The sequence below is a fragment of the Methylobacterium sp. Gmos3 genome (assembly GCF_056430985.1).
Map to the genome: position 1 here is coordinate 1 of NZ_JBWJYL010000011.1, position 22,534 is coordinate 22,534.

General features: G+C 66.2%; 20 protein-coding genes and 1 pseudogene. 7 read left to right on the forward strand and 14 right to left on the reverse strand.

Annotation, left to right across the window (positions count from 1 at the left end):
- Nucleotides 1-150 precede the first annotated feature (150 nt).
- From ACS5Q7_RS21355 to ACS5Q7_RS21375, 5 genes and pseudogenes are all read right to left on the reverse strand, one after another.
- Nucleotides 151-374 (reverse strand): annotated as a pseudogene (locus tag ACS5Q7_RS21355) (hypothetical protein); the annotation flags it as partial.
- A gap of 69 nt (nucleotides 375-443) precedes the next feature.
- On the reverse strand, nucleotides 444-1,232 hold the full coding sequence (locus ACS5Q7_RS21360; protein ID WP_478341280.1) for an anti-sigma factor family protein: 789 nt from the start codon (nucleotides 1,230-1,232) through the stop codon (nucleotides 444-446).
- Entirely contained in the window at nucleotides 1,229-1,795 is a 567-nt protein-coding gene (locus ACS5Q7_RS21365) for a sigma-70 family RNA polymerase sigma factor (RefSeq protein WP_478341408.1), read from the reverse strand. The genes ACS5Q7_RS21360 and ACS5Q7_RS21365 overlap by 4 nt, the downstream gene beginning before the upstream one ends.
- Nucleotides 1,796-2,015: 220 nt before the next feature.
- The gene (locus ACS5Q7_RS21370) at nucleotides 2,016-2,381 is read right to left on the reverse strand and encodes a cupredoxin domain-containing protein (RefSeq protein WP_478341409.1); all 366 of its coding nucleotides are present in this window, start codon (nucleotides 2,379-2,381) and stop codon (nucleotides 2,016-2,018) included.
- Between the two features lie 5 nt (nucleotides 2,382-2,386).
- On the reverse strand, nucleotides 2,387-3,352 hold the full coding sequence (locus ACS5Q7_RS21375) for a metallophosphoesterase family protein (RefSeq protein ID WP_478341281.1): 966 nt from the start codon (nucleotides 3,350-3,352) through the stop codon (nucleotides 2,387-2,389).
- 263 nt (nucleotides 3,353-3,615) lie between these two features.
- Here ACS5Q7_RS21375 and ACS5Q7_RS21380 point away from each other — a divergent pair, with 263 nt between their 5' ends.
- Nucleotides 3,616-3,903 carry a hypothetical protein gene (locus ACS5Q7_RS21380; RefSeq protein ID WP_478341282.1) on the forward strand — a complete coding sequence of 96 codons (288 nt, stop codon included), beginning with the start codon at nucleotides 3,616-3,618 and terminating at the stop codon, nucleotides 3,901-3,903.
- A gap of 425 nt (nucleotides 3,904-4,328) precedes the next feature.
- On the opposite strand, the gene ACS5Q7_RS21385 is transcribed toward ACS5Q7_RS21380, so the two are convergent.
- The 3 genes from ACS5Q7_RS21385 to ACS5Q7_RS21395 form a co-directional block, all read right to left on the reverse strand.
- The gene (locus ACS5Q7_RS21385) at nucleotides 4,329-4,712 is read right to left on the reverse strand and encodes a tautomerase family protein (protein WP_478341283.1); all 384 of its coding nucleotides are present in this window, start codon (nucleotides 4,710-4,712) and stop codon (nucleotides 4,329-4,331) included.
- Between the two features lie 148 nt (nucleotides 4,713-4,860).
- Nucleotides 4,861-5,256 (reverse strand): tautomerase family protein, encoded by a 396-nt coding sequence (locus ACS5Q7_RS21390; protein ID WP_478341284.1) that lies wholly within the window; start codon nucleotides 5,254-5,256, stop codon nucleotides 4,861-4,863.
- A gap of 15 nt (nucleotides 5,257-5,271) precedes the next feature.
- Nucleotides 5,272-6,084, reverse strand: a complete 813-nt coding sequence (locus ACS5Q7_RS21395; RefSeq protein WP_478341285.1) for an SDR family NAD(P)-dependent oxidoreductase — start codon at nucleotides 6,082-6,084, stop codon at nucleotides 5,272-5,274.
- 118 nt (nucleotides 6,085-6,202) lie between these two features.
- Here ACS5Q7_RS21395 and ACS5Q7_RS21400 point away from each other — a divergent pair, with 118 nt between their 5' ends.
- Nucleotides 6,203-7,156 (forward strand): GlxA family transcriptional regulator, encoded by a 954-nt coding sequence (locus ACS5Q7_RS21400; RefSeq protein ID WP_478341286.1) that lies wholly within the window; start codon nucleotides 6,203-6,205, stop codon nucleotides 7,154-7,156.
- A 287-nt stretch (nucleotides 7,157-7,443) separates the two neighbouring features.
- On the opposite strand, the gene poxB is transcribed toward ACS5Q7_RS21400, so the two are convergent.
- Entirely contained in the window at nucleotides 7,444-9,171 is a 1,728-nt protein-coding gene (gene poxB / locus ACS5Q7_RS21405) for a ubiquinone-dependent pyruvate dehydrogenase (RefSeq protein ID WP_478341287.1), read from the reverse strand.
- 426 nt (nucleotides 9,172-9,597) lie between these two features.
- On the opposite strand from poxB, the gene ACS5Q7_RS21410 reads away from it, so the two are divergent.
- Nucleotides 9,598-10,350, forward strand: a complete 753-nt coding sequence (locus tag ACS5Q7_RS21410) for a substrate-binding domain-containing protein (RefSeq protein ID WP_478341288.1) — start codon at nucleotides 9,598-9,600, stop codon at nucleotides 10,348-10,350.
- A 279-nt stretch (nucleotides 10,351-10,629) separates the two neighbouring features.
- Here the strand turns inward: ACS5Q7_RS21410 and ACS5Q7_RS21415 are convergent, their stop codons facing one another.
- The 5 genes from ACS5Q7_RS21415 to ACS5Q7_RS21435 form a co-directional block, all read right to left on the reverse strand.
- Nucleotides 10,630-11,475, reverse strand: a complete 846-nt coding sequence (locus tag ACS5Q7_RS21415) for a metallophosphoesterase family protein (RefSeq protein ID WP_478341289.1) — start codon at nucleotides 11,473-11,475, stop codon at nucleotides 10,630-10,632.
- A complete protein-coding gene (locus ACS5Q7_RS21420; RefSeq protein WP_478341290.1) occupies nucleotides 11,472-12,410 on the reverse strand; it encodes a diacylglycerol/lipid kinase family protein in 939 nt (312 codons plus the stop codon). Before ACS5Q7_RS21420 ends, ACS5Q7_RS21415 begins: the two co-directional genes overlap by 4 nt.
- Nucleotides 12,411-12,484: 74 nt before the next feature.
- Nucleotides 12,485-14,137 carry a hypothetical protein gene (locus ACS5Q7_RS21425; protein WP_478341291.1) on the reverse strand — a complete coding sequence of 551 codons (1,653 nt, stop codon included), beginning with the start codon at nucleotides 14,135-14,137 and terminating at the stop codon, nucleotides 12,485-12,487.
- Nucleotides 14,138-14,575: 438 nt separating this feature from the next.
- Complete coding sequence (locus ACS5Q7_RS21430) at nucleotides 14,576-16,255, reverse strand: methyl-accepting chemotaxis protein (RefSeq protein ID WP_478341292.1); 1,680 nt, start codon at nucleotides 16,253-16,255, stop codon at nucleotides 14,576-14,578.
- Nucleotides 16,256-16,438: 183 nt separating this feature from the next.
- Complete coding sequence (locus ACS5Q7_RS21435; RefSeq protein WP_478341293.1) at nucleotides 16,439-18,877, reverse strand: putative bifunctional diguanylate cyclase/phosphodiesterase; 2,439 nt, start codon at nucleotides 18,875-18,877, stop codon at nucleotides 16,439-16,441.
- A 350-nt stretch (nucleotides 18,878-19,227) separates the two neighbouring features.
- Between ACS5Q7_RS21435 and ACS5Q7_RS21440 the strand changes: the two genes are divergently transcribed.
- From ACS5Q7_RS21440 to ACS5Q7_RS21455, 4 genes are all read left to right on the forward strand, one after another.
- Complete coding sequence (locus ACS5Q7_RS21440; RefSeq protein ID WP_478341294.1) at nucleotides 19,228-19,461, forward strand: hypothetical protein; 234 nt, start codon at nucleotides 19,228-19,230, stop codon at nucleotides 19,459-19,461.
- Between the two features lie 1,089 nt (nucleotides 19,462-20,550).
- Nucleotides 20,551-21,234, forward strand: coding sequence for a cytochrome b/b6 domain-containing protein (locus ACS5Q7_RS21445; RefSeq protein WP_478341410.1), 684 nt, complete (start codon nucleotides 20,551-20,553; stop codon nucleotides 21,232-21,234).
- Nucleotides 21,231-22,004 (forward strand): molybdopterin-dependent oxidoreductase, encoded by a 774-nt coding sequence (locus ACS5Q7_RS21450; protein WP_478341295.1) that lies wholly within the window; start codon nucleotides 21,231-21,233, stop codon nucleotides 22,002-22,004. The genes ACS5Q7_RS21445 and ACS5Q7_RS21450 overlap by 4 nt, the downstream gene beginning before the upstream one ends.
- Complete coding sequence (locus ACS5Q7_RS21455) at nucleotides 22,001-22,531, forward strand: hypothetical protein (RefSeq protein ID WP_478341296.1); 531 nt, start codon at nucleotides 22,001-22,003, stop codon at nucleotides 22,529-22,531. The genes ACS5Q7_RS21450 and ACS5Q7_RS21455 overlap by 4 nt, the downstream gene beginning before the upstream one ends.
- Nucleotides 22,532-22,534 lie beyond the last annotated feature (3 nt).

Consider the following 22,534-nt stretch of genomic DNA (forward strand, 5'->3'; position numbering starts at 1 on the left):
TTGCGAGCGAAGCGAAGCAATCCAGGGATCCGCCACATCCGTTCAGGTCCCGCTGCCCTGGATTGCTTCGCTGTCGCTCGCAAAGACGGTGAAGCAGGTGATCCGGATCAAACCGAAACCGCTTTAACTGTTTGATCCCGGCATTTGAGGGAGCGGGTAGGCCTTGAAGCGCGACCGCCTCGGCTTGTCCCCGCCCGTGTCGGGCAAGCGGCCCATGCCGTGGCGTTGCAGGCAGCGGTGCAATGACGAGCGCATCAGGTGAGGGATCGTCGACCGAAGCGCTTGGCCAGCGTCCTCAGGCTCGCTCGACTATTGTGGATCGCGCAATGGACTGGCTCCGTCGTGGTGGCCCTCCCGTGAAGTACCTGACCCACAGCGCGTCCCTCCACGCAGCCGTGAAGACTGCACCATTGAACCCGGGGATCAAACAGACCGCGCATTCGTCATCGCGGCGCGCGTTCGGCGAAGTCGTCCTTGAATTCCCTCAGTTCGACGGCGTTGAGGTCCGAAACGACCCAGTAGCTCAGTCCGGCCTGTCGCCAGCCCAGGATGTTGTAGCCGTCCTGCGCGAGGCTGCGTGGCGGATGCGTGTCGGCAGGCCAGACGAACAGGTTGATGAAATGCTTGTTCCGCCGATAGATCAGGGCCGCCACGACCTTTCCGTCGATGTAGTCGAGCCGGCCGCCGACGAGCGGAAATCCGCGATCCGAGAGATCGATCACCGGCGGCGAGAAGTCGACCTTGCCGGAGAACCACGGCTTCACCGTATGCTGGTCGGATGTCTGCACGTCCGTGAGGTGGTCCGCCAGCAGCGAGCGGACATGCCCGGCGACGAGTTGGCCCGTAAGGTCGGTGGCCGGCTCGGGGCGGGTCAGGACCACGGCGAAGGCGAGGCTCGCCGCCAGGGCGAGGCCCGCCGGCAGGCTTCCCCGGCGCGTCGCCAGGGGGCGCAGCCACGCCATCGTCGCCGGCGAGCGGGGCGCGGCCCGGTGCTCCTCCCGCGCCAGCGCGTCGAGGATGCGGGTGCGAAGCGCCTCGGGCGCCCGCCATGCGACGTCTCCCTCCGCGAGGCGATCCCGCATCGCGCGCAACCGCGTGAGTTCGGCGGCGCAGACGGGGCATCCGGCGACATGCGCCTCGCAGCGCAGGGTGTGGGCCGCATCGAGCTCGCGGTCCAGGAAGGCGTGGAGCAGCATGGCCTCGCCGCAGGAAGTTTCAGGCTCCTCAATCATCGGTTGTCCTCGCCGCCCAGGCGCCGCCACGCGGCCGAGAGCATGGTCCGGGCCCTCGCGAGGCGCGACATCACGGTCCCGATCGGTGCCGCGGTGATCTCCGCGATTTCGCGGTAGGAAAGGTCTTCGAACTCGCGCAGGACCAGCACCTCGCGAAAGTCCCTGGGCAGGGTCTCGATCGCCCGGCGGAGGAAGGCCGCCTCGCCATCGCGCAGGATGGCGGCCTCGGGCGTGACCGCTTCCGGGTCCCAGAACTCCCGGGTCTCCGCCTCCTCGGCTTGCCCCTCCGCGTGGACGGGGGCGTCGAGCGGCTCGCAGCGTGCCCGGTCGCGGAGGCGGTCGTTCGCCCAGGTGCGGGCGCAGTTCCGCACGATCGCCAGGAGCCACGCGCGGGCGTCGCCGCCGCGATAACCGTCGAAGGACCGGAACGCGCGCAGGAAGGCGTCCTGCACGATGTCGTCGGCGGCGTCGGCGTCCCGGGTGAGGAAGCGGGCGAGGTTGTAGGCGGCATCGAGATGCGGAAGCACGACCTCGCGGAACGCGGCGGCGGGCGGCCCCCCCACCGGGGTCCGGTCCGCCGTCGCGGAGGATGTCCGGCGGGCGGCACGGTCCGCATCGGTGGCGGACCACGCGGACGCGATGGCGGCATGGAGCGCGAGGGCCGCCTCGGCGGCGGCCAGCAGCAGCGCGCCGGGAGGGGGAACCCGCCGTGCCGCCTCGAAGCTCGCCAGCGCACCCGCTTTCACGAGACCGCTCCCGTCCATCCGGCGCTCCGGGACCGGATCATTGCGGCTTGTCCCGGACGACGACCGTCCCGGTCATGTGCGGGTGGAGCGAGCAGAAGTAAGGATACTCTCCCTGCGCCTGAAAGGTGAAGGCGAAACGATCCTCGGTGTCGAGGGTCTTGGAACGGAATTGCCCGGACGACGAGACGACCGTGTGCGGGATGTCGTCGCCGTTGATCCAGGTGACCGTCGTGCCCGGCGCGATGGTGAGGACCGCCGGACTGAAGGTGAAGTTATCGATGCGGACCACGGGATCCGAGGCCGGCTCGGTCGGTCCTGCCAGGGCCGCGCCGCCGAGCAGGATCGCGGCGAGCAAGGCCGCGCCGGCGGTGGACCGAACCCGGCGGCGAAGGGAGGGACGTATCGCGGTCATGGCGTGCTCGCCCCCGCGAGGGGCGTATCGATGATCGCCAGGGGGCCCGCGCCGGGCACCACGTTGACGCTCGCGATGCCGAGGAGACCGCGCAATGCGCCGGCCGGCACCTTCATCGGGCCCGGCGAGGGAGCGGTGCCGGGCGCCGGCTGGGGAAAGGCCGTCGAGCGGGCCGTGTGGAAGGCAACGTTGCCCTCGACCTTCTGGATGATCTGGTGGATGTGCCCGTTGAGGACCGTCACCGAGCCGAAGCGCCTCAGGAGCGCGAGGGCCCGGCCTCCGTCCTGCGTGCCCCAGCCCCATTCGGGATAGATCGTCCAGAGCGGGATATGCGCGAAGACGACGATGGGCGTGCTGGAAGAAAGCCCGGCCACGTCGTGCTCCAGCCAGTCGAGCTGTTCGGCACCAAGGTTGCCGAGGCCGCCCGCCTTCAAGTCGACGACGTTGACGAGGCCGACGAAGTGGACCCCATCGCGATCGAAGCTGAACCAGCCAGCCCCGCGCGATCCACGGCCGTAGCGGTCGAGGTAGGCCCGGCCCTGCCCGTCGTCGAGGAGGTCGTGCTCCCCCGGCACGGAGAACAGCGGCAACCCGGTCTCGCGCAGGATCTGGTCGGCGTCGTCGAATTCCCGCTCCTTCGACAGGTGGCTGATATCGCCGGTATGGATGATGAAAGCCGGCTTCTCGGGAAGCCTCGCGATCTTGGCGACCGCTTCGCGCAGGGTGCCGGCGGCATCGGGATTGGCCGGCTTGTCGAAGCCGACATGGCTGTCGCTGATCTGGAGGAAGGTGAACGGCGCCGGCACGGCCTCGGCCGCCACGGCTTTCTCCAGCCCGACCGCGCGCGGCAGGCCGCCCCCGAGGGACCAGAGCAGGCCGGTGCCGGCCCACAGCATGCATTCGAGCGTGCCGCGCCGGGTCGACCCAGGCGGTTGGTCTTCGAGGGTGGTGCGATCCTGCATGGTCCCGTTCCGTGGAGATCCGGGACTTCGGCGTCCCTGACCATCAGGACCCCGGCGCGGCCGGTTTTATTCCCGCGCGCCGAGACGACGCGCGCGAAGTTCGATCACCACCGTTCGACCAGTATTCGCATGAAAGCGGGCTACTTACGTGGCCGGGAATAAAATGGATCCGCCCCGGATCTGGATGCAATGAGAGGCCCGGAGCCTCTCGATCCGGGTCGGCATCGGGCAGCCCCGAGGCCGACCGATCGCGGGAGTGAACCATGAACAATCTTCGCTCATCTCAGAACCGCCGGGCGCGCCTGCTCGGGGCGATCGCCGTCCTCGGCCTCCTGCCCCTCACGAGTGCCCATGCCGGTCCCCGCACGTGGCCAGGCGCCCTTCCGCCGGCGCGCTACACCGCCGGTCCGCTCGATCCGGTCCAGACCGGAAGCATCGTTCCGGCTCCCTCGCCGACCTTTCGGAGCAGCGTGCTCGGCAATGCCGAAGCTCCTGAGCGCGAGCCGATCGCGCAGCGTCTCGGCAACACGTCGGGCGGGGGCTTGCGCTGATCCGCACCGATTTCGGATCGTGGCTCGATGAGGCCGCTGCCGGCTCGACAGAGCGTCCGCTTCGATGAGTTTTCATCCCGAAGCGGACGTTTTACGTCCCACCCTGAGCACTTCGATGAACGTTGATCCCTCGCAAAACCCATCGTCCGCTGTCCGCTTCGCAGAACTGCCGCTTCTTCGCAGGTTGCGGACCCGGGTGCTGCCCCGGCCTCTGCGGCGGCAGCACGATCAGGGCGACGCTTGAGGCGACGATCACGGCTGAGGCGATCGGTCGGCTCAGTCCACCATCGACGAGCGGTTTGTCCAGGGAGTCGCCCACCGTTGCCCCGAGGGGGCGCGGCAGGATGAAGGCCGCCCGCGTAGGCCCTCGTCGCCGCCACAGCCCGCCGGATGTGCACGACCCTGGAGCAGCATGCCCCAGTCGATCACGTCGCGTACTGGGCCTCGCCATTGCCGAAGGACCAGTTTTCCTTGGCGACCTCGACGAGGCTGATGAACACGTCATCGCGGCGCAGACCCAGGCGGTCATGCAGGCCATCCGCCACCGCCTTGTAGAAGTTCCGCTTTTGCTCGACCCCGCGCCCCGCATTGAGGGTCAGCTGGATGACGACACAATCTCCCGTCCGGTGGATGCCGAGGTAGCTCGGATCGATGACGAAGTTCTCCGGCTCGTGCTCGTTGATGACCTGGAAGCGGTCATCCTTGGGTACGTTCAGCGCGTCGAGCATCGCGTCGTAGACGACCTCGCCGATCGTTCGGCGGTACTCGGCGGGTTTTCCCTTAGCGAGATCGATTCGAGCGAATGGCATGTCGTGCTCCTCTTGCGACGCGGCTTCCGGCTTCTAGGACGTGCGCTCAGACCCGGATTGCCGATTGTCGTCTGGTCCGCCCGGCTCGGGCGGTCGCGGCCGTCCAAGCAACAGCATCTGCGTGTGCGCGGGATCGACGTGGTGCGGATCACCGTTCGTCCGGCGACCACTCTGGGCTGTAGCCCCCGAGGGTCGGGTGATACATCTCGTCGCCGGAATGCTGTGTGAACTCCACGTTGAGGCGATCCTCGCTCAGCCCGAGGATCTCGACGCAGTGGGCGCACAGCGCCTTGGCGACCTCCATCCGCAACTCGGCCGAGCGTCCCTTGCGGATGTCCAGCATCATCACGGAGACCGGCACCGGCTCGCCGCCGGCTTCCGGTATCCGCCACACGCCGCCCTCGCCGAGTTCGCGGATGGCGACGCTGATCCGCCTGATGTCGACCGCCATCATCTCCGCATAGGTCCGGCTCATCTGCGCCGCGAGGCGCTTCTTGGAGGCCACGGAATGCGGGCCGATGACGTCGAGCTGAAGGTACGGCATGGAGGGTCCCCAGGCTCAGGCCGCGCTCGCCGTCGCGAGTCCGTAGCGCGCCGACGGCGTGGCGTTGCCGAACTTGGCGGCTAGGGCCCGGCGATCCTCCTCCCATCTCGTCCAGTCGGACACGTCCTGCAGGCCCGGGATCGTGACAAGCTCGCCCTGATCGAGACCGGCCAAGGCCGCGTCGACCAGATCGGCCGCCGACATGGTGATCGCAGACGTCTTCTGCGCCGCATAGCCGGCGACATCCCAGAACTCGGTCGCCGTCGCGCCGGGCAGCACGGTCTGGACGCGAACGCCCTTGTCAGCGAGGTCCTTCTGCAGCGCGTGGCCGAAGCTGAGGACGTAGGACTTCGAGGCGCTGTAGACGCCGTTCAGCATCTCGACCGCGATGCCGACGACGGACGAGATGTTGACGATGGTTCCCGATCCGCGCGCCACGAAAGCCGGCGCGACCGCGAAAGTCAGGCGGGTCAGCGCGGTGATGTTGAGCTGGATCATCGCGTCCATCGTCTCCACGTCGGCCTGCAGGGTCATGGCGACGGAGCCGATGCCGGCGTTGTTGACGAGCATCGTGATGCTCGCGTCCTCGCGCAGGCGAGCCTCCAGGCGCGCGAGATCGTCTTTGCGCCCCAGATCGGCCTTGAACGGCTCCACCTTGCGCCCTGTCTCGCGGGCCAAGCGGTCGGCCAGCGCCTGAAGGCGCTCCTCGTTGCGGGCGACCAGGAGGAGGTCATACCCCCGCTTGGCGAGACGGTCGGCGTAGACCGCGCCGATGCCGGCGGATGCGCCGGTCACGACGGCGAGGCCCTTGCTGGTCTGAGTCGTCATCATCGTACTCCTCATTCTTCGCCCCACAGGGTGGCGGCGTTCGATAGGAGGACGCTACCGTTTCCCAAGCGCGGCGCAAATGTCATAGTTGCGTCGATTTAGGCCAGAGGAGATGGACATGCAGCGCGTCGGCTTCGTCGTCTTTCCCGGCTACTCGATGATGGCGCTGGCGGCCGTGCCGGCCTTCGAGGTCGCCAACCTCGCGGCGGATGAAGCGACCTACGACATCCATTTCATCTCCGAGCATGGGGGGCCGGTCGGCACCTCGGCCGGCATGAACGTGGAAACGGAGGCATTCGGCGAGACGCCCTTCGACACGCTCGTCATCGGCGGCGGCACCTTCGTGCAACCGTCGACGCCCGGCCTCGTCGCGCTCGTTCGGCGAGCGGCCGCCCGGGCCCGGCGCGTCGCCGCCATCTGCACGGGGGCCTTCGTCCTCGGGGAGGCCGGACTGCTCGACGGGCGGCGGGTCACGACGCATTGGATGCATGCGCGGGAGCTACAGATCCAATTCCCGCAATGCTCGGCCGACACGGACCGCATCTTCATCAACGACGGCCCGATCTGGACGTCGGCGGGCATGAGCGCCGGCATCGACCTCGCGCTCGCCCTGATCGAGGCGGATCTCGGCCACGAGGTGACGAAGGAGATCGCCAGGAAGCTCGTGCTGTATCATCGCCGGGGTGGTGGCCAGTCGCAGTTCTCGACCCTGCTCGACCTCGACGCGAAGTCGGACCGCATCCAGGCGGCCCTGACCTACGCCAAGCAGAACCTTCACCGCCCGCTGTCGGTGGAGGAATTGGCGGAGGCCGCCCACCTCAGCCCGCGCCAGTTCAGCCGCGTCTTCCATGCCGAGACGGGTCAGTCGCCGGCCAAGGCGGTCGAGAACCTGCGCGTCGAGGCCGCGCGGGTGTTGATGGAGCGCAGCCGGCATCCCATCGACGCCGTCGCCGATCAGACCGGCTTCGCAGACCGTAATAGAATGCGCCGGGCCTTTCTCAGAGCGTTCGGGCAGCCACCGCAGGTCATCCGGCGCAACGCGCGCGGATACTCGGATCCCGCAACTGCGTAGCGGAGCCCGTCACCGATAAGCACACCCAGGCGATCAAGCCGCCCTGCACGTCGGCTTTGGGTGAGTTGCGACGGTTCCGGTTTCGGGAGCAGGTTCGACGAAAGAGGCCGCTCGGCGATTGGCTGAACGGGCCGAAAGCGGAATGACTCCTCGGGACGGGGATGCAACTGGCGCTGACTGCCACCTCGGAATCCCACGGAAGGACATAGTTCTCGACGCCTATCGGATCGAGATCTACCCCTGCCGAACCGCGCTGGACGTCCGGCGGCTGCAGGGCGTGAGGCCAGTCACCGCCACAGGTTGGTCTTGGCGAGATCGAGGATCTCGGTCCCGCGTCCGTCGATCACCGCACGCGCCAGCCACATCCCGAAGCCCTTTGCCTGCTCGATGCCGATCTTGGGCGGCATCGCGAGTTCCTGGCGGGCCGAGACCACGTCAAGCAGGGCCGGTCCATCATGGGCGAGCATCTCACGCATCGCGCCGGGCAGATCGGCCGGATCCTCCACCCGTCGAGCGTAGAGGCCGGCCCCCCGCGACATGGCGGCGAAATCGGGATTCACCAGCGCCACGCCGGTCTCAAGGAAGCCGGCTGCCTTCATCTCCATCTCCACGAAGCCGAGGGTGCCGTTGTTCAGCACCACGATCTTCACCGGCAGATTGTGCTGGTTGAGGGTCAGCAGGTCGCCCATCAGCATGGCGAAACCGCCGTCACCCGAGAAGGAGACCACCTGCCGCCCCGGATAGGCCGCCTGCGCGCCGATCGCCTGCGGCAGTGCGTTGGCCATGGAGCCGTGGTTGAGAGAGCCGATCAGTCGCCGCCTGCCGTTCATCGTGAGGTAGCGTGCCGCCCAGATTGTCGGTGTGCCGACGTCGAAGGTGAAGACGGCGTCCTCCGCAGCGGCCTCGTTGAGTGTCCGAGCGACGTATTGCGGATGGATCTTGCCTCCGGGCTTGCCGACCGCCAGAGCGTCGAGCCCTGTGCGGGCCTTGCGGTAATGGGCGAGGCTGTCGTCGAGATGAGCCCGGTCGGTCTTCGGCCGCAGCTTCGGCAGCAGCGCCGTGATCGTGGCGCCGACATCGCCGATGAGGCCGAGATCGATCCGGCAATGGCGCCCGAGGCTTCCGGCGCGCAGGTCGACCTGCGCGATCTTGGCCTTCTCCGGGTAGAATTGGCGGTAGGGGAAGCCGGTGCCGAGGAGCAGGAGGGTGTCGCAGTCGAGCATCGCCCGGTAGCCAGACGAGAACCCGATCAGCCCGGTCATGCCCACGTCGTAGGGGTTGTCCCACTCGACATGCTCCTTGCCGCCGAGCGCGTGCACCACGGGTGCCTTCAGCGCCTCGGCGAGTTGCAGCAGCTCGGCGTGGGCCCCGGCGCATCCGCGCCCGCAGAGCAGCGTCACCCGGCCGGCCGCGTCGAGCATCCCGGCCAGCGCGTCAAGGTCGGCGTCCCGGGGCCGCACCACGGCCGGGGATGGCACCAGGGCACCCGACAGAGCCGGCGCGTCGTCGGGCATGGTCATGAGGCCGACATCGCCGGGGATGACGACCACTGCCACGCCGCGCTCGGCCACGGCCACGCGGATCGCGGTCTCGATCACACCCGGCAATTGCGCCGGGGAGGAGACCAGCTCGCAATAGTGGCTGCACTCTTGGAACAGGTTCTGCGGGTGTGTCTCCTGGAAGTAGCCGCGTCCGATCTCGGCGGAGGGGATCTGGGCGGCGATAGCCAGGACGGGCACGCGGGAGCGGTGCGCATCGAACAGACCGTTGATGAGGTGCAAGTTGCCCGGCCCGCAGGAGCCGGCGCAGACCGCGAGTTCGCCGGTCAGATGGGCCTCGGCCCCGGTCGCGAAGGCAGCACTCTCCTCGTGGCGGGTGTGGATCCAAGCGATCGAACCGTCCTGGCGCAGCGCCTCTGTCAGCCCGTTTAGGCTGTCGCCGACCACGCCGTAGATCCGCTTCACGCCAGCCTGCGCCAGCGCCTGGACGAACAGATCGGCGACCTTCGTGCTCATGGGTGACCTCTTCACTGCCGTGAGGGGTTCGGACCGGCGCCTCTGGCACAAGGGGTCCCGCCGGCCCGAGTTCGGATCGCAGTGGGCTTCTGAGCGCGACCTCGGATTGACTGACGTATCTCGCAAACGGGGGACAAGTTCCGGTGCGCCGCCACGCGGGACGTGCAGCGGGGCTGCGAACGGTCTCTGCCGTTCCGTCTGCTTCGATGCATCCACCGCCGGACGCGGACGGGCAGACAACCGACCCGAGCGGTTCCTCTACTTCCGAACGAACCCGGTCGCGTAGACGAGGTGTCTCCGCTTCCTGAAACCGGCCATGCCCTGGATACGCATCAGCCCTGGCGTGGGGTGGCAAGCAAATCCGTCAAACGTTACCGAGATTGCAGCTGGCGGCCATTTCGCCTCATACCCAACGAAACCCACGCCATGACATCGCCGAGCGATAGCAGACCTACGGTCACCGTTCTGATCTCCGGAGGCTTCGAGCTAGCCTATCGAAAGGCGATCCCGGACTTCGGGCAGGAGACAGGCATCAAGATCGAGACCCGGTCGGGGGCTTCGCAAGGAAGTGGCCCGAAGACGATCCGCTACCAGCTTGACCATGGTGCTGAGGTCGATGTCGTCATCCTGTCGAACGAAGGGCTCCATGAACTCATCGCTGCGAGCCTGATTGTCGAAGGCTCGATTGCCGAGCTTGCGACGGCTCCCCTCGCGGCCGCCGTGCGCACGGGCGCGCCGAAATCCGATATCAGTTCAGTTGTGGCGCTAACCCAGACCTTGCTGGATGCCCGCCTCGTCGTGATGCCGGGCAGCACCAGTGGCCTCTTCATCCAGAGGGAAATCCTTCCAGCGCTCGGCATCGCCGACAAAGTTCGTTTGAAGGTCTACCCAAGAGGAACGGACTCTGCCGCCGCGGTCGCAGCAGGCGAGGCTGATCTTGCGTTGGGGCCCATCAGCGAACTCGTCAACATTCCTGGCATCGAGCCCGTCGGAGTTCTTCCCGACGATGTCCAACTCGTCCAAACGTTCAGCGCGGCGACGGTGGCGACGGCCAAAAACCCGGATCTGGCGAAACGGCTGATCACGTTTCTACAGTCCGACAAGGCCGAAGCCGCAATGAGACAGGTCGGGATGGAGCCGATTCGATCACGTTGCGGATCACCTGCCCAGGATGCTTAGGCGTCCGCTTCGCTGCATATCTCACTAAGAGCGGACGGGCAGGAAAGTACCCTAAGCGAACATACAACTTCCAACCGAATGCAGTCGTTCACGCGGCTGACCAGCACATAAGAGCGGACGCAAGTTCCGCAGCTGTATACCAGTGGTGCGCGACCCTGGTCGTTCATAAACCTCCGGTCGCGTCCCGCGCAGGAACGCTGGTTCCAAGACGCCGCTTCGACCCCCTCATCGAGTCTGGTGGCCCAGTGATCACGGGTTCAAGCGCGACAGCTCAGCAGTTCAACGCAACCCGTCGGGCGCTAAGTTCACCACGTCCGGGCCGGTGGCGTCGGTCCAGCCCCGTCCTGACCAGAGCCGCACGCTCACCGTCGCGCGGCCCTCCACAATACGGATCCGATTGTAGGCATTGGCATCCCCGCCCCGGAGCCGGGTCGATGTCGCCGAGCCCGCTTGGACGACCAGTAGATCGCCGGCGCCGGTGCTCATGGCGGCGGGGTGATCGAGCGTCTCGCGTCGATCCGCCGTTGCGAAGCGGACGTAATGCCGGTGCAGATGGCCTGCGAGTGCGAGGCCGACGCCGCAGCGGGAAAAGGCTTCGAGGGCGAGGTCGGCTCGTCCGACGATCCGCGCCTCCTCGTCCCACGGCGGCGCTGCGAAAGGATGATGGCCGACCACGATCTTGAATAGGTGCGGCGGCATCGCCTTGAAGCGTGCCTCGGCGGACGCGATCCGCTGCGGCTGGATTCGCCCATGCGACCAGTTCCGCTCTGGCGCCCAGGTGCGAACCGTGTTGAGGCAGACGATCCCGACTTCCGCGTCACACCACACCGGCTCGGTCTCCGCGGCGATGAAATGCTGGAAGCGCGCGAATGGGCGCGTGAAGCGCTGCCAGAGGTGATAGGGCGAGATGTCATGGTTGCCCGGCACCGCGATCCAAGGGGAGGTCAGGCGTTCGAGAAAAGCCCGTGCCCGCGCATATTCCGAGCGACGCGCCCCCATCGTGAGGTCGCCCGAGACGACGATCAGGTCCGGCCTGTCTTCGTTGAGTTCGGCCACCAACCCGGCGACGACGTCCGGATCGGTCGCACCGAAGTGCAGGTCTGAGATCTGGCTGATCCGCCTCATACGGGCACCGCGGCGGCGGCTCCGTCCTGGATCAGGCGCGCCTCGATCGTCGGCGGAACGATGACGATCAGGGCGCGAGGGCGAATGCGGTAGCGCAGGGGTGGTGCGATCATCAGCACCTCGCCATCGTTCATCACTCGCAGGGTCTGCGATTGTGCCTCGACGGACAGCTCCGTCGCGGCGATCCGTTCCAGCCCGGGCTGTCGCCGCCAGTCGCCGAGCACGACACCCACGGCAAGGCGCAGGGCGCGAAAGGGAGACATCCGCGTCGCGGCGTATAGGGTGAGGCGCCCGCCATCGAGCTGGTCGCGCACCAGCATCCGTCCGAGCCCCTCGCCATAGTCGTTGTTGACGACAGCCAGCATCCGGATCCGCAGGTGTCGCACCGAGCCGTCGACCTCGGTGGTGATCGAGAGCTTCGGATACCGGCCGAGGTGCCGCAGCAACCCGAAGCACCAGCGCAGGGCGCCGCGCAGGGTCGGCCTTCCGCGCTGCGCCTCGCGATGGCGCTGCAGGCGCGCGGGCATGCCGAGGATCGAGTTGATGACGAAGGCGTGTCCGTTCACCTCGCCGATGTCGATGCTTCGCCTGACGCCCGTCGCCAGCGTGGCCAGCGCGGCGTCGAGGTCGAGGGGGAGCCCGAGATCCCTGGCGAGAAGGTTCATCGTCCCCGAGGGCAGGATCCCGAGAGGCAATTCGCGTCCTGCCAGGGTCGCCGCCGCGCAGGACAAGGTACCGTCCCCTCCCGCGACGACCACCGCCTCGATCCCCGGCCGGTTCGCGGCTTCTTCCAAGCGCCGAGGCAGGGGGGCCATTTCGTTGGGTTCAACAACGATCTCGAAGCCAGCATCGGCGAGGCGCTGCCTGAGCTGCGCGGGATCGACGCCATTCCCGAGGCTGCCGGAGGCGGCGTTGATGACGAGGGCGATCCGCATCGGCATGTCCCACCAGGAGCGGACCTCCTGCCAGATGCCGGCGTCGGTCTGATGTCAGTCGGATGCAGCGGGGCTCAGAACGGGTAGTAGCGCAGGGAAGTCAGGCCGGTGACGAGGTGCGTCGAGGGTTGGATGCCCTGCGCTCCGCGGAAGGCGTCGCGTTCGGTGTAGGAAACCTGCGCGCCGGCGACGAGGCGGCCGTAGGACCCCTTGTACAGGTCGTGCCAGAAGCCACCGGTGATCTGGCGAATGTCGCGGGTCTCAGCCTGGCAGCTTCCGCTCGCGGCACCTTCGATATTGCAGCCCGTGACGACCAGGGTCGGTGAGCCGTAGCCCGTGGTGTTGAGCGCGCCCGTCCGGGTGGCATGCTCCCAGCCGGCATAGACGTAGACGTCGGTCCCGGGCTGAACGTGATAGACGCCACCCGCCAGAACCTGGAACACCGGAACAGGCGCGATGGAGCCGTCGGCGCGCAGGGCCAAATCTGGAAGCTGCGCCGAGCCATAGCGGCCGATGCCCTCGCCGACGAGGCCGCTGACTTGGACATCGAGCCGCTTGTCGATAATCGGCAGAGTCGCCGCCCCGCCGACGCCGTAGCCGACCGAAGTCTCCGATCGACCGGAGGTGCGCAGCCCGCCGGTCAAGGTGGTGGGCGCGATCCGATCGTCGAAAAAGCGCACCAGCCCCTTCACCTCGTAATGGCCGAAGCCCGGCTCGAAGGCGAGCTTTCCGGCGATGTCGGGGATGCTGTTGTTCGAGTAGGTCGTGGAGTTGTTCAGCAGCCCAGCCGCGTCGCCGGTGTTGTTGACGTTGACCGTGGAGGGCGCCGCGAAGGGGTTCGGCGGCAGGACGCTCTGGGGCGACTCGACCGACAGGCCCGCCCACAGGCCCGGCGCGATGTCCTTGACCACCCGGACCTGCGGATTGCGGGTCCAGTTGAAGCCCGGCACGTACTGGGCGTCGATGGTGAGCGGGATCTGCTCCTTGAGCGGGGTGATCCCCGATAGATCGGTCGTGATCAGGCTCCAGGCCTGCCCCGCCAGGACATGCCAGCCGGTATCGAGGGAATCGACGGTTGCGAAGATCTGGCGGATGCGGGGAACGTAGCTGTTGCTCTCGCGGGAATTCGAGGTGACGCCTGCGGCCAGGAAGTCGATCTCATAGTAGCCGGAGATCTGGAGCGTCGGCTCGACGCGCGCGGTGAACAGACCGGAGAGCCGGCTTTGGCGGGCGGAGAAGCGGAACTCGCTCTCCCGCGATTGCGGGCTGTTGTGGAACGGAATGCCGTTGAAGTCCGTCGCCACGTCCGAGACCGTGTTGGCGCTGCGGTAGAACCCGGCCAATTCGACGAAGCCGCCGGGGGTGAAGCAGATCGCCGATCCCAGGGCGTAGCTGCCGGAATTGCAGACGAGGTCGTTGGCGAGGATCACCGGCGTGTGCTCGCTCGGCGCCGGTCGCGCCCCGCCGGGCCCGCCGGCCTGCGCCACCTGTTGCTGCCGGGCTTGGCGTTCGGCCAAGCGAGCCTGCTCGCGTGACAGGGTTCTTCGCTCGCGCACCTCGCCGACAAGGGCCTGTTTCTGTGTCCCTGCCTGCCGGCGAAGCGCCGCGAGTTCCTGCTGCATCGCCTGCATCTGGCGCTGCATCGCATCCATGCGGGCGGCCATCTCGGCGACGGTCTGCGCCGAGGCCGGATGGGGGGCCGCTGCCGCGACGAGGCCCGCGAGCAACGAGATCCGTGATCCGTGACGGCACAGTGAGGGCATGGCGGGCGGTCTCCGACGCAGAGCACGGGGCCCGTTCGGCAAATCGGGCGGTATCGCGGCCAGATGAGCAATCCTCCGTGACACCACGTTGAATTCAAGAGCTATTAGCAGAATAAAAGATCGATATTATATCAATAATGTGGAATCTCTGGGCAGCGTGATATTTTTGAAACGCTTGGCATCTATCAACAACTTCTTGTTGAGGAGCCGATCTGGGCAATTTCTGTCAAACGGACGTCACATTTCGTTTCCGGCGGCTACATGATAGCTTTCCTTTGGGGCGGCAGGCATCGGCTAACGATCGGGTCGCGCATGAGATCGAATCCGCCCGGCGGCGCGACAGGTTCCGGAATCACCTGCCCGGTATTCGGCGGCTTCCTGCCACGGGAGGTCTCACCTGCCTTAAGCGGCGTGGACGCGTCGGAGAAAGGTCCCGATCGCGGCTTGCATGCACTCCGCGCTCGCCGCGACCTGGTTCGCCCCGTCCCACACTGTCCCGGCCTGCGCCTCGTTCGAGGCCGCTGCCGCGCGAACGCTGCCGATGCTCCCCGAGATCGTGCGGGCCTCAACCGCCGCATTCGCGATGGCCTGAGCGATTTCCTGGCTGGCCTGGCCCTGCTGCTCGGCGGCGGCAGCCACCGTGGAGGCGGCCTCGCTCATCTTCGCGATGGTTTGGCCGATGGCGCCGATCCCATCGACCGTGCCGTCGGCTGCCGCCTGGATCGCTGCCACCTGCGCGGTGATACGATCGGTCGCTGACGCCGTTTGGCCCGCAAGTGCCTTGACCTCGGCGGCGACGACGGCAAACCCTCTGCCGGCCGATCCGGCTCGAGCCGCCTCAATGGTCGCGTTCAGCGCGAGCAGGTTGGTCTGCCCCGCGACGCTGCGGATCAGGGAGACTACGGCGTCGATCTCGGTAGCCGCCTTGGCGAGCCCCGCGACGGTGGCTTCGAGGCCTCGCGCATCCGATAGGGCAGCGCCCGCGATGTCGCTCGTATAGCGGACCTGCTCCTCGATTGCTTTCGCCGAGCTGGAGAGTTCCTCGGCAGCGCCGGCGATGCTGTTGACGACATCGACGGACTGCCCCGAGGCGAAGCTGGCCCGGCCGGCCTCCTCGGTGGTCCTTCGCGCGGTGGCGGACAGGGTATCGGCCGCGCGCTGCATCGCTTGGGCCGAGCCCGCGAGATCCGCAAGGGTGCGCCCCGTTTCGATCTCGAATACCTCCGTCGCCTGCGCCAGGGCGTCCGCCCTCAACGCATCCTGGCCCGAGCGAGCGGTGGCCACCGCATCGAGCATCCGCTTCTCGATCAGGGACGAGCGGAACCCCTCGATGGCACACGCCATCTCCCCAATCTCATCGCGGCGTTCGGTGAAGGGGACCGTCTCATCGAGCTTGTCGGCCCCAAGCGCCATCATCGTCGCCCGCAGGCGATGCAGGGGGCGCCGAACCTGCGCGAAGATGATCCAGAAAGCGGCGAGGAGGCCGAGGACCAGGGCGGCGGCCGGCACCGCCAGAAGCATCAGCGTCGTCCAGCGCCGTGCCTCTTCCGCAGCGGCACGCTCGACATCGAGGCGTGCGAGGGTCTCACGCCCGAGCGCCCCGATCTCGGCCACCATGCGTTCGCGATTCTTGACCGTGGCTTCGTCCGTGGCCTGGATCAGGGCAGCCTTGGGGGAAAGGGTCAGGCCCATCTCGGCGGTGTCGGTCTGGTAGGCGATGAACTCCTTCACCGCGAGATCGAGTTTGCGTTTGTGTTCTGGAGCGACCTGCGCGTCCATCGCGGCGAGGAACGGGACACGGGCCTGTTCGACCTCCGTCAGGGCGCCCTGGAGCGCTGAGAGTCGGGTTTTGGCTTCTTCGGTGTCGGAAGCGATGTAGATCGCGGTAGCCTGGACCACGGCGTGTTCGATCGCCTGGGCCAGGGTCTTGGCCTGAAGGCTGGCGTTCCAGGTGGCCTCGGTCGCCATGATGCGCTGCCGCTCGCCTTCGGCTTGGCGGAGAGCGAAGCCCGAGATGCCGATCGCGACGAGGCCGAGCAGGCCCACAACGCCGGTGAGCTTGTGACCAAGGGTGATGCGCATGTGAAGACCGTCGGCAATCAGCAGGTGTCGTCGCCCAAATACAAAATGCGACGTTGCTGTCTAGTTAAGATTAGCCGAGTAAATTCTCTTTAAGCTATGGATTATACTTCGGATGATGGATAATTACATCCGATCTTGCTTTGATGCGGTCTTGGTGCATCATGTTTCGCATCCTCGACCGCGTCACGCCGCCGTCGGTACCAAGCCCCGATCGGTTCGGGACAGGAGGTCCAGAACCTGAGAGGCGTCGACCGGCCTGCTGAAGAGGAATCCCTGAACCTCGTTGCACCCCTCGGCTCGCAGATGCGCGAGCTGAGCCGCCGTCTCGACGCCTTCGGCGGTCGTGACGATGCCGAGGCTGGCGGCCAGGCCGGTCACGGCCTTCACGATGGCGGTGCAGTGCAGGCTTTCCCCGATCTGGCTGACGAAGGACCGGTCGATCTTGATCTTGTCGAAGGGGAACGCACGCAGGTAGCTCAGGGATGAATAACCGGTGCCGAAATCATCCATGGCGATCCGCACGCCCAGGGCGCGTAGTTCGTGGAGCGTCGCGAGGTTGGCCTCGTTGTCGGCGAGCAGGACCCCCTCGGTGATCTCCAGTTCGAGCCGCTCCGGCGGAAGGCCGGAGGCGCGCAACGCGCTCTGGACGCTGCCGACGAGATCGCGATTGCGGAATTGGATCGGTGAGAGGTTCACGGCGATGCGCAGCGCGCCGGGCCATCCCGCGGCCTCCACGCAGGCTTGCCGAAGCACCCAGGCACCGATCGGATTGATGAGGCCCGTCTCCTCGGCCAGGGGGATGAAGTCGGTCGGGGACACCAGCCCGTCGAGCGGGTGGTTCCAGCGCAGCAACGCCTCGAACCCGCAGATCCGGTTCGTCGCCGAGTCAATCTGCGGCTGATAGGCCAGCGTGAACTCGCCCCGCGCGAGGGCCTCGCGCAGGTCGTTCTCCCGCTTCCGGCGCGCCTGCACCCAAGCGTCCATCTCCGGCTTGAAGCATGAGAAGGTGTTGCCGCCCATCGACTTGGCCCGGTAGAGGGCGAGATCGGCATTGCGGAGGAGCGTGTCCGGATCCTCGCCGTCCTGGCCCATACAGGCGACGCCGATGCTCGTTCCGATGTGGCAGTCGTGGCCGCTGATGGAGAAACAGCGTCCCATCTCCCCGATGATCCGATCGGCCAGGGCGCGGATCAATTCCGGTCGCGCGGGCCGGGCCACGAGCACCGCGAACTCATCACCGCCGAGGCGCGCGACGCAATCCTCCTCCCGGAAACATCCGCCGAGGCGTGTGGCAGCTTCGCAGAGCAGCGCGTCGCCCACGGGATGGCCGAGGGTGTCGTTGATAATCTTGAACTTGTCGAGGTCGAGGCACAGGAGGAAGAACGAGCCGTGGCCGCGCCTGTGGCGGTCGAGGGCTTCGGTGAGGCGCTCGGAGAAGCGGACGCGATTGGGAAGGCCCGTCAGCGCATCGTGATGGGCCATGTGAGCGATGCGAGCGGCGTTACGCCTGCTCTCGGTGACGTCGACTGCGGCGCCGAGCTGAACGGCGCGTCCTTCAAAGACCATCGCCCGTTCGAACAGGGTCACTTCGATCAGGCTGCCATCGGCCCGGCGCTGTCGGCGCAGCGCTACGTCCCCATGGACCGATCCCAGCTCCGCCACGGACACGTCCGCGAGGCGGAGCGAGAGCAGGGTCGGCCGGTCATGGCCGAAATGATCCAGGGCGGCCTCGTTGACCGCCGCGAACGTCCCGCTCTCCGGATCGGTGAGCCACATGGGCATCGGGTTATGGTCGAAGAGCAGGCGAAACGAGGCCTCGCGCTGCTTGATCTCGCCGACATCGGTCACCGTCAGGGCGACCAAGTCGCCCATGGACCCGGCCTCGACCTTGAGATGCAGGACCGTGCCGTCGGAGCGCGGATAGCTCATTTCGTACGTGGCCCGGTCGGAGCCCGACATGGCCTCCGCCAAGCGCCAGACCGGATCGAGTCCTGGCCGACGGGGGATCACCTCCCCGAGCCGCCGCCACTGCAGGGCGGCGGCGGGCTGGCCGAACATGCGGGCGGCACCGTCGTTCAAGGCGACGATCTTGAAATCCACCACGGCACCGACTGAATCCCGCAGGCCGGTGAGCGCCAGCATGCCGAGCTCGGTGGCACCGAACAGAGCGCGGGCCAATTCGGTGCGCTCCGCCTCCAGATCGAGATGCAGAAGGACGACGCGCTCCTCCGTCCGCTCCCGCGCGAGGGGGACGCCCGTCAGGCGGTGGGTCATCACGATACCATCGGCGATTCGATGGCTCCGCGCGGAGGCGGGCTCCCCTGTCGCGAGGGAGGCCTTGACTAGGTTCTCGATGGGCTCGCGCGTCTCGTCCGAGAGATCGGAGAGATGGATGTCGGGCCGCCCGTCGTGAATCCACTCGGCGAAATCGGGGCCCGCCCAGATGACCGATTGAGCCTTTCCCTCGATTGTCGAGATGAGGGCGCAACAATCCGCGAGGCGTCCGAGCCGCCCGAGCACCACCCTCTCGTAAGTCGGCAGATCGCCCCCGGGGCGGCGACTATCGAGCCAGAGCCGGGCGAGCGTGGCAGACCGCGTCACCGATGAAACGTGGGAGGACATACAAGCGTTGCTCCAGATCAAGTACACGGAAGCATTTCCAACGTTTAAAGAAAGTTCATGTGCCGACTAAGTGCCAAGTAAGGCGCCCCAACGGAGGCTTTTTACAAATCCAAGTATTCGCGGTATTCAAGTATATTCGAAGCCCGTACAAACAAGAGAGGGCGCGCCATACAGATGGCGCGCCCCAAGTGCGTTCTTGTCTCGGGAAGAACGTGCTGCTTCGGTACGACCTCACGTTTGCGTGAACAAGATGCCCTAAAGAAGAAGCCGGAGGTGTGGCCGTGTCATCGAACTGTCATCTCCGCGATGCCGCCCCCTCGTCGAACGTGGTTCGAACCGAAGGGTTAGCGATGGCGTCCACTCGGGACATCGCATCGGCCTTAAGCAGCATCGCAACGCTGGGAATGAAACCGAAGGAACTGCGCACCGCCATCAAGGCGCGGTATCCCGATGCCAATGAGCTCCATAATTTCGCGCCGACCGAACGCATCGCCGGCGATAAGGCGGACGAGATGACAAAGGTCAGCAAAAGCAAAACGAGAAAGCGCAACCGTGACGCGCACGGTCGGTCTTCGACGAATTGAGGCTTTGGTCTCCGCCGACCACGCCCACCCGCGATCATTCTGTTGAGACAGAAAGGCGGTCGTGGCGGTCGGGGTTAAAAACCTGACGTATCGACGAAGGCACAATTAGATGGCGGATCGACGAACCGCAGCGGATGCGCCAAGTCGCTGAACCATATCCGCTTACTGGAAGCAGATTTGGCCATTCTGACGCTGGCATGGGTCGGAAGGCGGTAAGGCGACGATGTCCGCTTCCCTGAAACGCTGCTACCAGAGCGGGCTAACTGCAATCCACCCATCTGAGGCTTTTAAGCTGGCGCCGATTGATTGCCGTACGCGGATGGTCCGTTTCGGAGCAGACCTTTTGAACGAGCAGACAATCGCCAATTGACCCGAGCCGTCATGCTGTGACGGCTCGAAGTTCAGCGTATCCCGGCGAATAGATCGTCGACTAACCTCCCATAAGAGCCCGCCCTCAGCCAACGTCGAGTTTGCTCGCACATGAGTAGCAGGTCGGTAGATCGTGGGATATGGCCTCCTAAGCTACGCTGAATCGCACCGCGTCGCGCATCCCATTGAGCAATTACTGATATATATACCAGCACTGCGCGGCGAGGTTCAAAACGATTTCCAGATATACGACGGATAGCGCCCACCTCAATTTGACTAAGAATCACCACGGGCGCCAATTGTTTTATAAAATTCGTATAGATCATTAATAGGTTGATAATATACGGAATATTACGCGCATCAATAAGCATAAGATAAATTTAACCTCTGGTACAGCAAATTATGACAATGAATATTTGCTACATGTAAAATAAGTTCGCGCGATAAATCCGAAATCTGCTCCACATTGCCCATCTTTTAGTTGTGCCAATCATAATTTCAGTAATTATGGGTGCGTACCGCGCTTGAAGGCGGCGTATTCATTATACGCCTTGCCTGCCGAAACATCGCGAGCCTAAAATCGACTCCGGACGCGTAACGGGCCGCGATTCCATACGAAAGCCCTTTCGACGCAACGCATGAGCAGTCCTCTCGGATAGCTCTTGCGGTGCAGTCTCGGTGTCCAGATGTCGCCGTTCGCAGGAGCGCGGTAGCATGTCGATGAATACCCCAGCGAGAAGCGACAGGACCGCAGTCGAAATCCCCGCAGCGCGCCGCCTTCATCCGGGCGTGGTCAGGGTCATGCACTGGCTCAATGCGTTCGCCATGATCATCCTGATTGGTTCGGGATGGGGCATCTATAACGACTCGGTCATCGTCCACGGCGTGTACTTTCCCAAGGCGATCCGACTTGGGTCCTGGGCGGCGGAAAGCCTGCTCTGGCACTTCGCAGCGATGTGGCTGCTCATGGCCAACGGCGCCGCCTACCTTGTCTATGGCGTGGCGACCGGACGCCTGAGGGAGCGCCTGCTTCCAATCCGTCCGCGCGACATCTTGCAGACGGTGCGCGATACGCTCCGCTTCAAGCTCGCGCACGAAGATCTGACGACCTACAACGCTATTCAGAAGATCCTCTACATCGTCGCAATTCTGGCCGGGATCAGCCAAGTCGTCAGCGGCTTGGCGATTTGGAAGCCGGTCCAATTCTCGGGACTCGTCGCGCTTCTCGGCGGCTTCCAGGGCGCGCGCGTCGTCCACTTCGCCGGCATGGCGATCCTCGTCGGCTTCCTCGCCATCCACGTCGTGCTCTCCCTGCTCGTGCCGCGGACGCTCTGGGCGATGGTGGCCGGCGGCCCGCAGGTCAAAGCGCGGCGCTCGGTTCATACGACGGAGGCCGCGCGATGAGGTCCCCGTTCCGTCCCCTCAAGGTGCCGGATCCCGGCATCCTCGACGATCACCGCTCCTTGGTCCGGCGGATCGAGCGGCGCGGTTTCCTGCGCGGCGGCCTGTCGCTCGGCGCGCTCACCATGCTGACCGGTTGCGACGTGACCGACACGACCGCAGTCGGCCGCGCGCTCCGCGCTGTGTCGAACTTCAACGACGGCGTCCAGGCCGCCCTGTTCGATCCCCGCAAGCTTGCGCCCGAATATCCCGCCTCACAGGTCCTGAAGCCGCCGCGCTTCAACGCCTATTACGACGTCGAGGATGTGAAGCCGGTCGATGGCGACGCGTGGCGGCTCGAACTCGCCGGGCTGATATCCGACAAGCGGCCCTGGACGCGCCGCCAGATCGCCGAATTGCCGGAGCGCGAGATCATCATCCGCCACGTCTGCGTGGAGGGCTGGGACTATATCGGCCAATGGTCGGGCGTGCCGCTCCGCGCGTTCCTGGAGCGCGTCGGCGCCGACCTCACCGCCAAGTACGTCGCCTTCAAGACGGCGGACGACTACCCGAGCAGCATCGACATGGCCAGCGCGCTGCACCCGCAGACGCTGCTCGCGACTCGCTACGCCGGCGCAGAGCTGCCCGACCCCTACGGCTATCCGCTGCGCCTGCGGACAGCGGTCAAGCTCGGCTTCAAGAATCCGAAGTGGATCACGGCCATCGAGGTCACCAACACCTATCCCGGCGGCTACTGGGAAAGCCGCGGCTTCAACTGGTTCGCCGGCCTATGAGCGCCCGCGCGATCCTCCGCGCCTCCGGCGCTGTCCTGCTCACGCTGGCCCTCACCGGGCTGGGGCGAGCCCAGTCGGCGGGTCCCTCGCCCGCTCCCGACCACATGCCGGTGCCGGGAATGGACGCGCCCGCGATGGCCGGGCGTGCGGCCAAGCGGTTTCCGCAGCCGGTGCGCGTCGGCGACCTCGCCGGCCGCTTCCTGCTCCAGCCGGCGGAATCGCAGCCCGTCCTCGGCTGGGTGACGGGGCTCGTCCGCCGTGGTGACGGGGGCACCGACGTGATCGTGCGCCTCGACGGAATCGCCGGGCTGACCTGGCTGGGTCTCCAACCGATCGCCTGGAGCGGGGTCGGACCCCGGCTCGTGGCCGTGCCGGTCGAGGCGGTGGCGCTGCTGGGTGAGCACGTCGCGCTCATGGGCCTGACGCCGGAGCGCCTGCGCGCACTGCCGACCTTCGCGCCCGGCTCGGTCGCCGCGATCCCACCTGACGAGACGCTCCGCATCGGGATCGTCCGGCCCTTCCATTGATGA

Coding starts and splice junctions, on each gene's coding strand:
- ACS5Q7_RS21440 (WP_478341294.1), top strand. CDS start 19,228: ATGGCGTCCACTCGGGACATCGCATCGGCCTTAAGCAGCATCGCAACG.
- ACS5Q7_RS21410 (WP_478341288.1), top strand. CDS start 9,598: ATGACATCGCCGAGCGATAGCAGACCTACGGTCACCGTTCTGATCTCC.
- ACS5Q7_RS21420 (WP_478341290.1), bottom strand. CDS start 12,410: ATGCGGATCGCCCTCGTCATCAACGCCGCCTCCGGCAGCCTCGGGAAT.
- poxB (WP_478341287.1), bottom strand. CDS start 9,171: ATGAGCACGAAGGTCGCCGATCTGTTCGTCCAGGCGCTGGCGCAGGCT.
- ACS5Q7_RS21450 (WP_478341295.1), top strand. CDS start 21,231: ATGAGGTCCCCGTTCCGTCCCCTCAAGGTGCCGGATCCCGGCATCCTC.
- ACS5Q7_RS21400 (WP_478341286.1), top strand. CDS start 6,203: ATGCAGCGCGTCGGCTTCGTCGTCTTTCCCGGCTACTCGATGATGGCG.
- ACS5Q7_RS21415 (WP_478341289.1), bottom strand. CDS start 11,475: ATGAGGCGGATCAGCCAGATCTCAGACCTGCACTTCGGTGCGACCGAT.
- ACS5Q7_RS21385 (WP_478341283.1), bottom strand. CDS start 4,712: ATGCCATTCGCTCGAATCGATCTCGCTAAGGGAAAACCCGCCGAGTAC.
- ACS5Q7_RS21430 (WP_478341292.1), bottom strand. CDS start 16,255: ATGCGCATCACCCTTGGTCACAAGCTCACCGGCGTTGTGGGCCTGCTC.
- ACS5Q7_RS21395 (WP_478341285.1), bottom strand. CDS start 6,084: ATGACGACTCAGACCAGCAAGGGCCTCGCCGTCGTGACCGGCGCATCC.
- ACS5Q7_RS21445 (WP_478341410.1), top strand. CDS start 20,551: ATGAATACCCCAGCGAGAAGCGACAGGACCGCAGTCGAAATCCCCGCA.
- ACS5Q7_RS21380 (WP_478341282.1), top strand. CDS start 3,616: ATGAACAATCTTCGCTCATCTCAGAACCGCCGGGCGCGCCTGCTCGGG.
- ACS5Q7_RS21435 (WP_478341293.1), bottom strand. CDS start 18,877: ATGTCCTCCCACGTTTCATCGGTGACGCGGTCTGCCACGCTCGCCCGG.
- ACS5Q7_RS21360 (WP_478341280.1), bottom strand. CDS start 1,232: ATGATTGAGGAGCCTGAAACTTCCTGCGGCGAGGCCATGCTGCTCCAC.
- ACS5Q7_RS21375 (WP_478341281.1), bottom strand. CDS start 3,352: ATGCAGGATCGCACCACCCTCGAAGACCAACCGCCTGGGTCGACCCGG.
- ACS5Q7_RS21390 (WP_478341284.1), bottom strand. CDS start 5,256: ATGCCGTACCTTCAGCTCGACGTCATCGGCCCGCATTCCGTGGCCTCC.
- ACS5Q7_RS21455 (WP_478341296.1), top strand. CDS start 22,001: ATGAGCGCCCGCGCGATCCTCCGCGCCTCCGGCGCTGTCCTGCTCACG.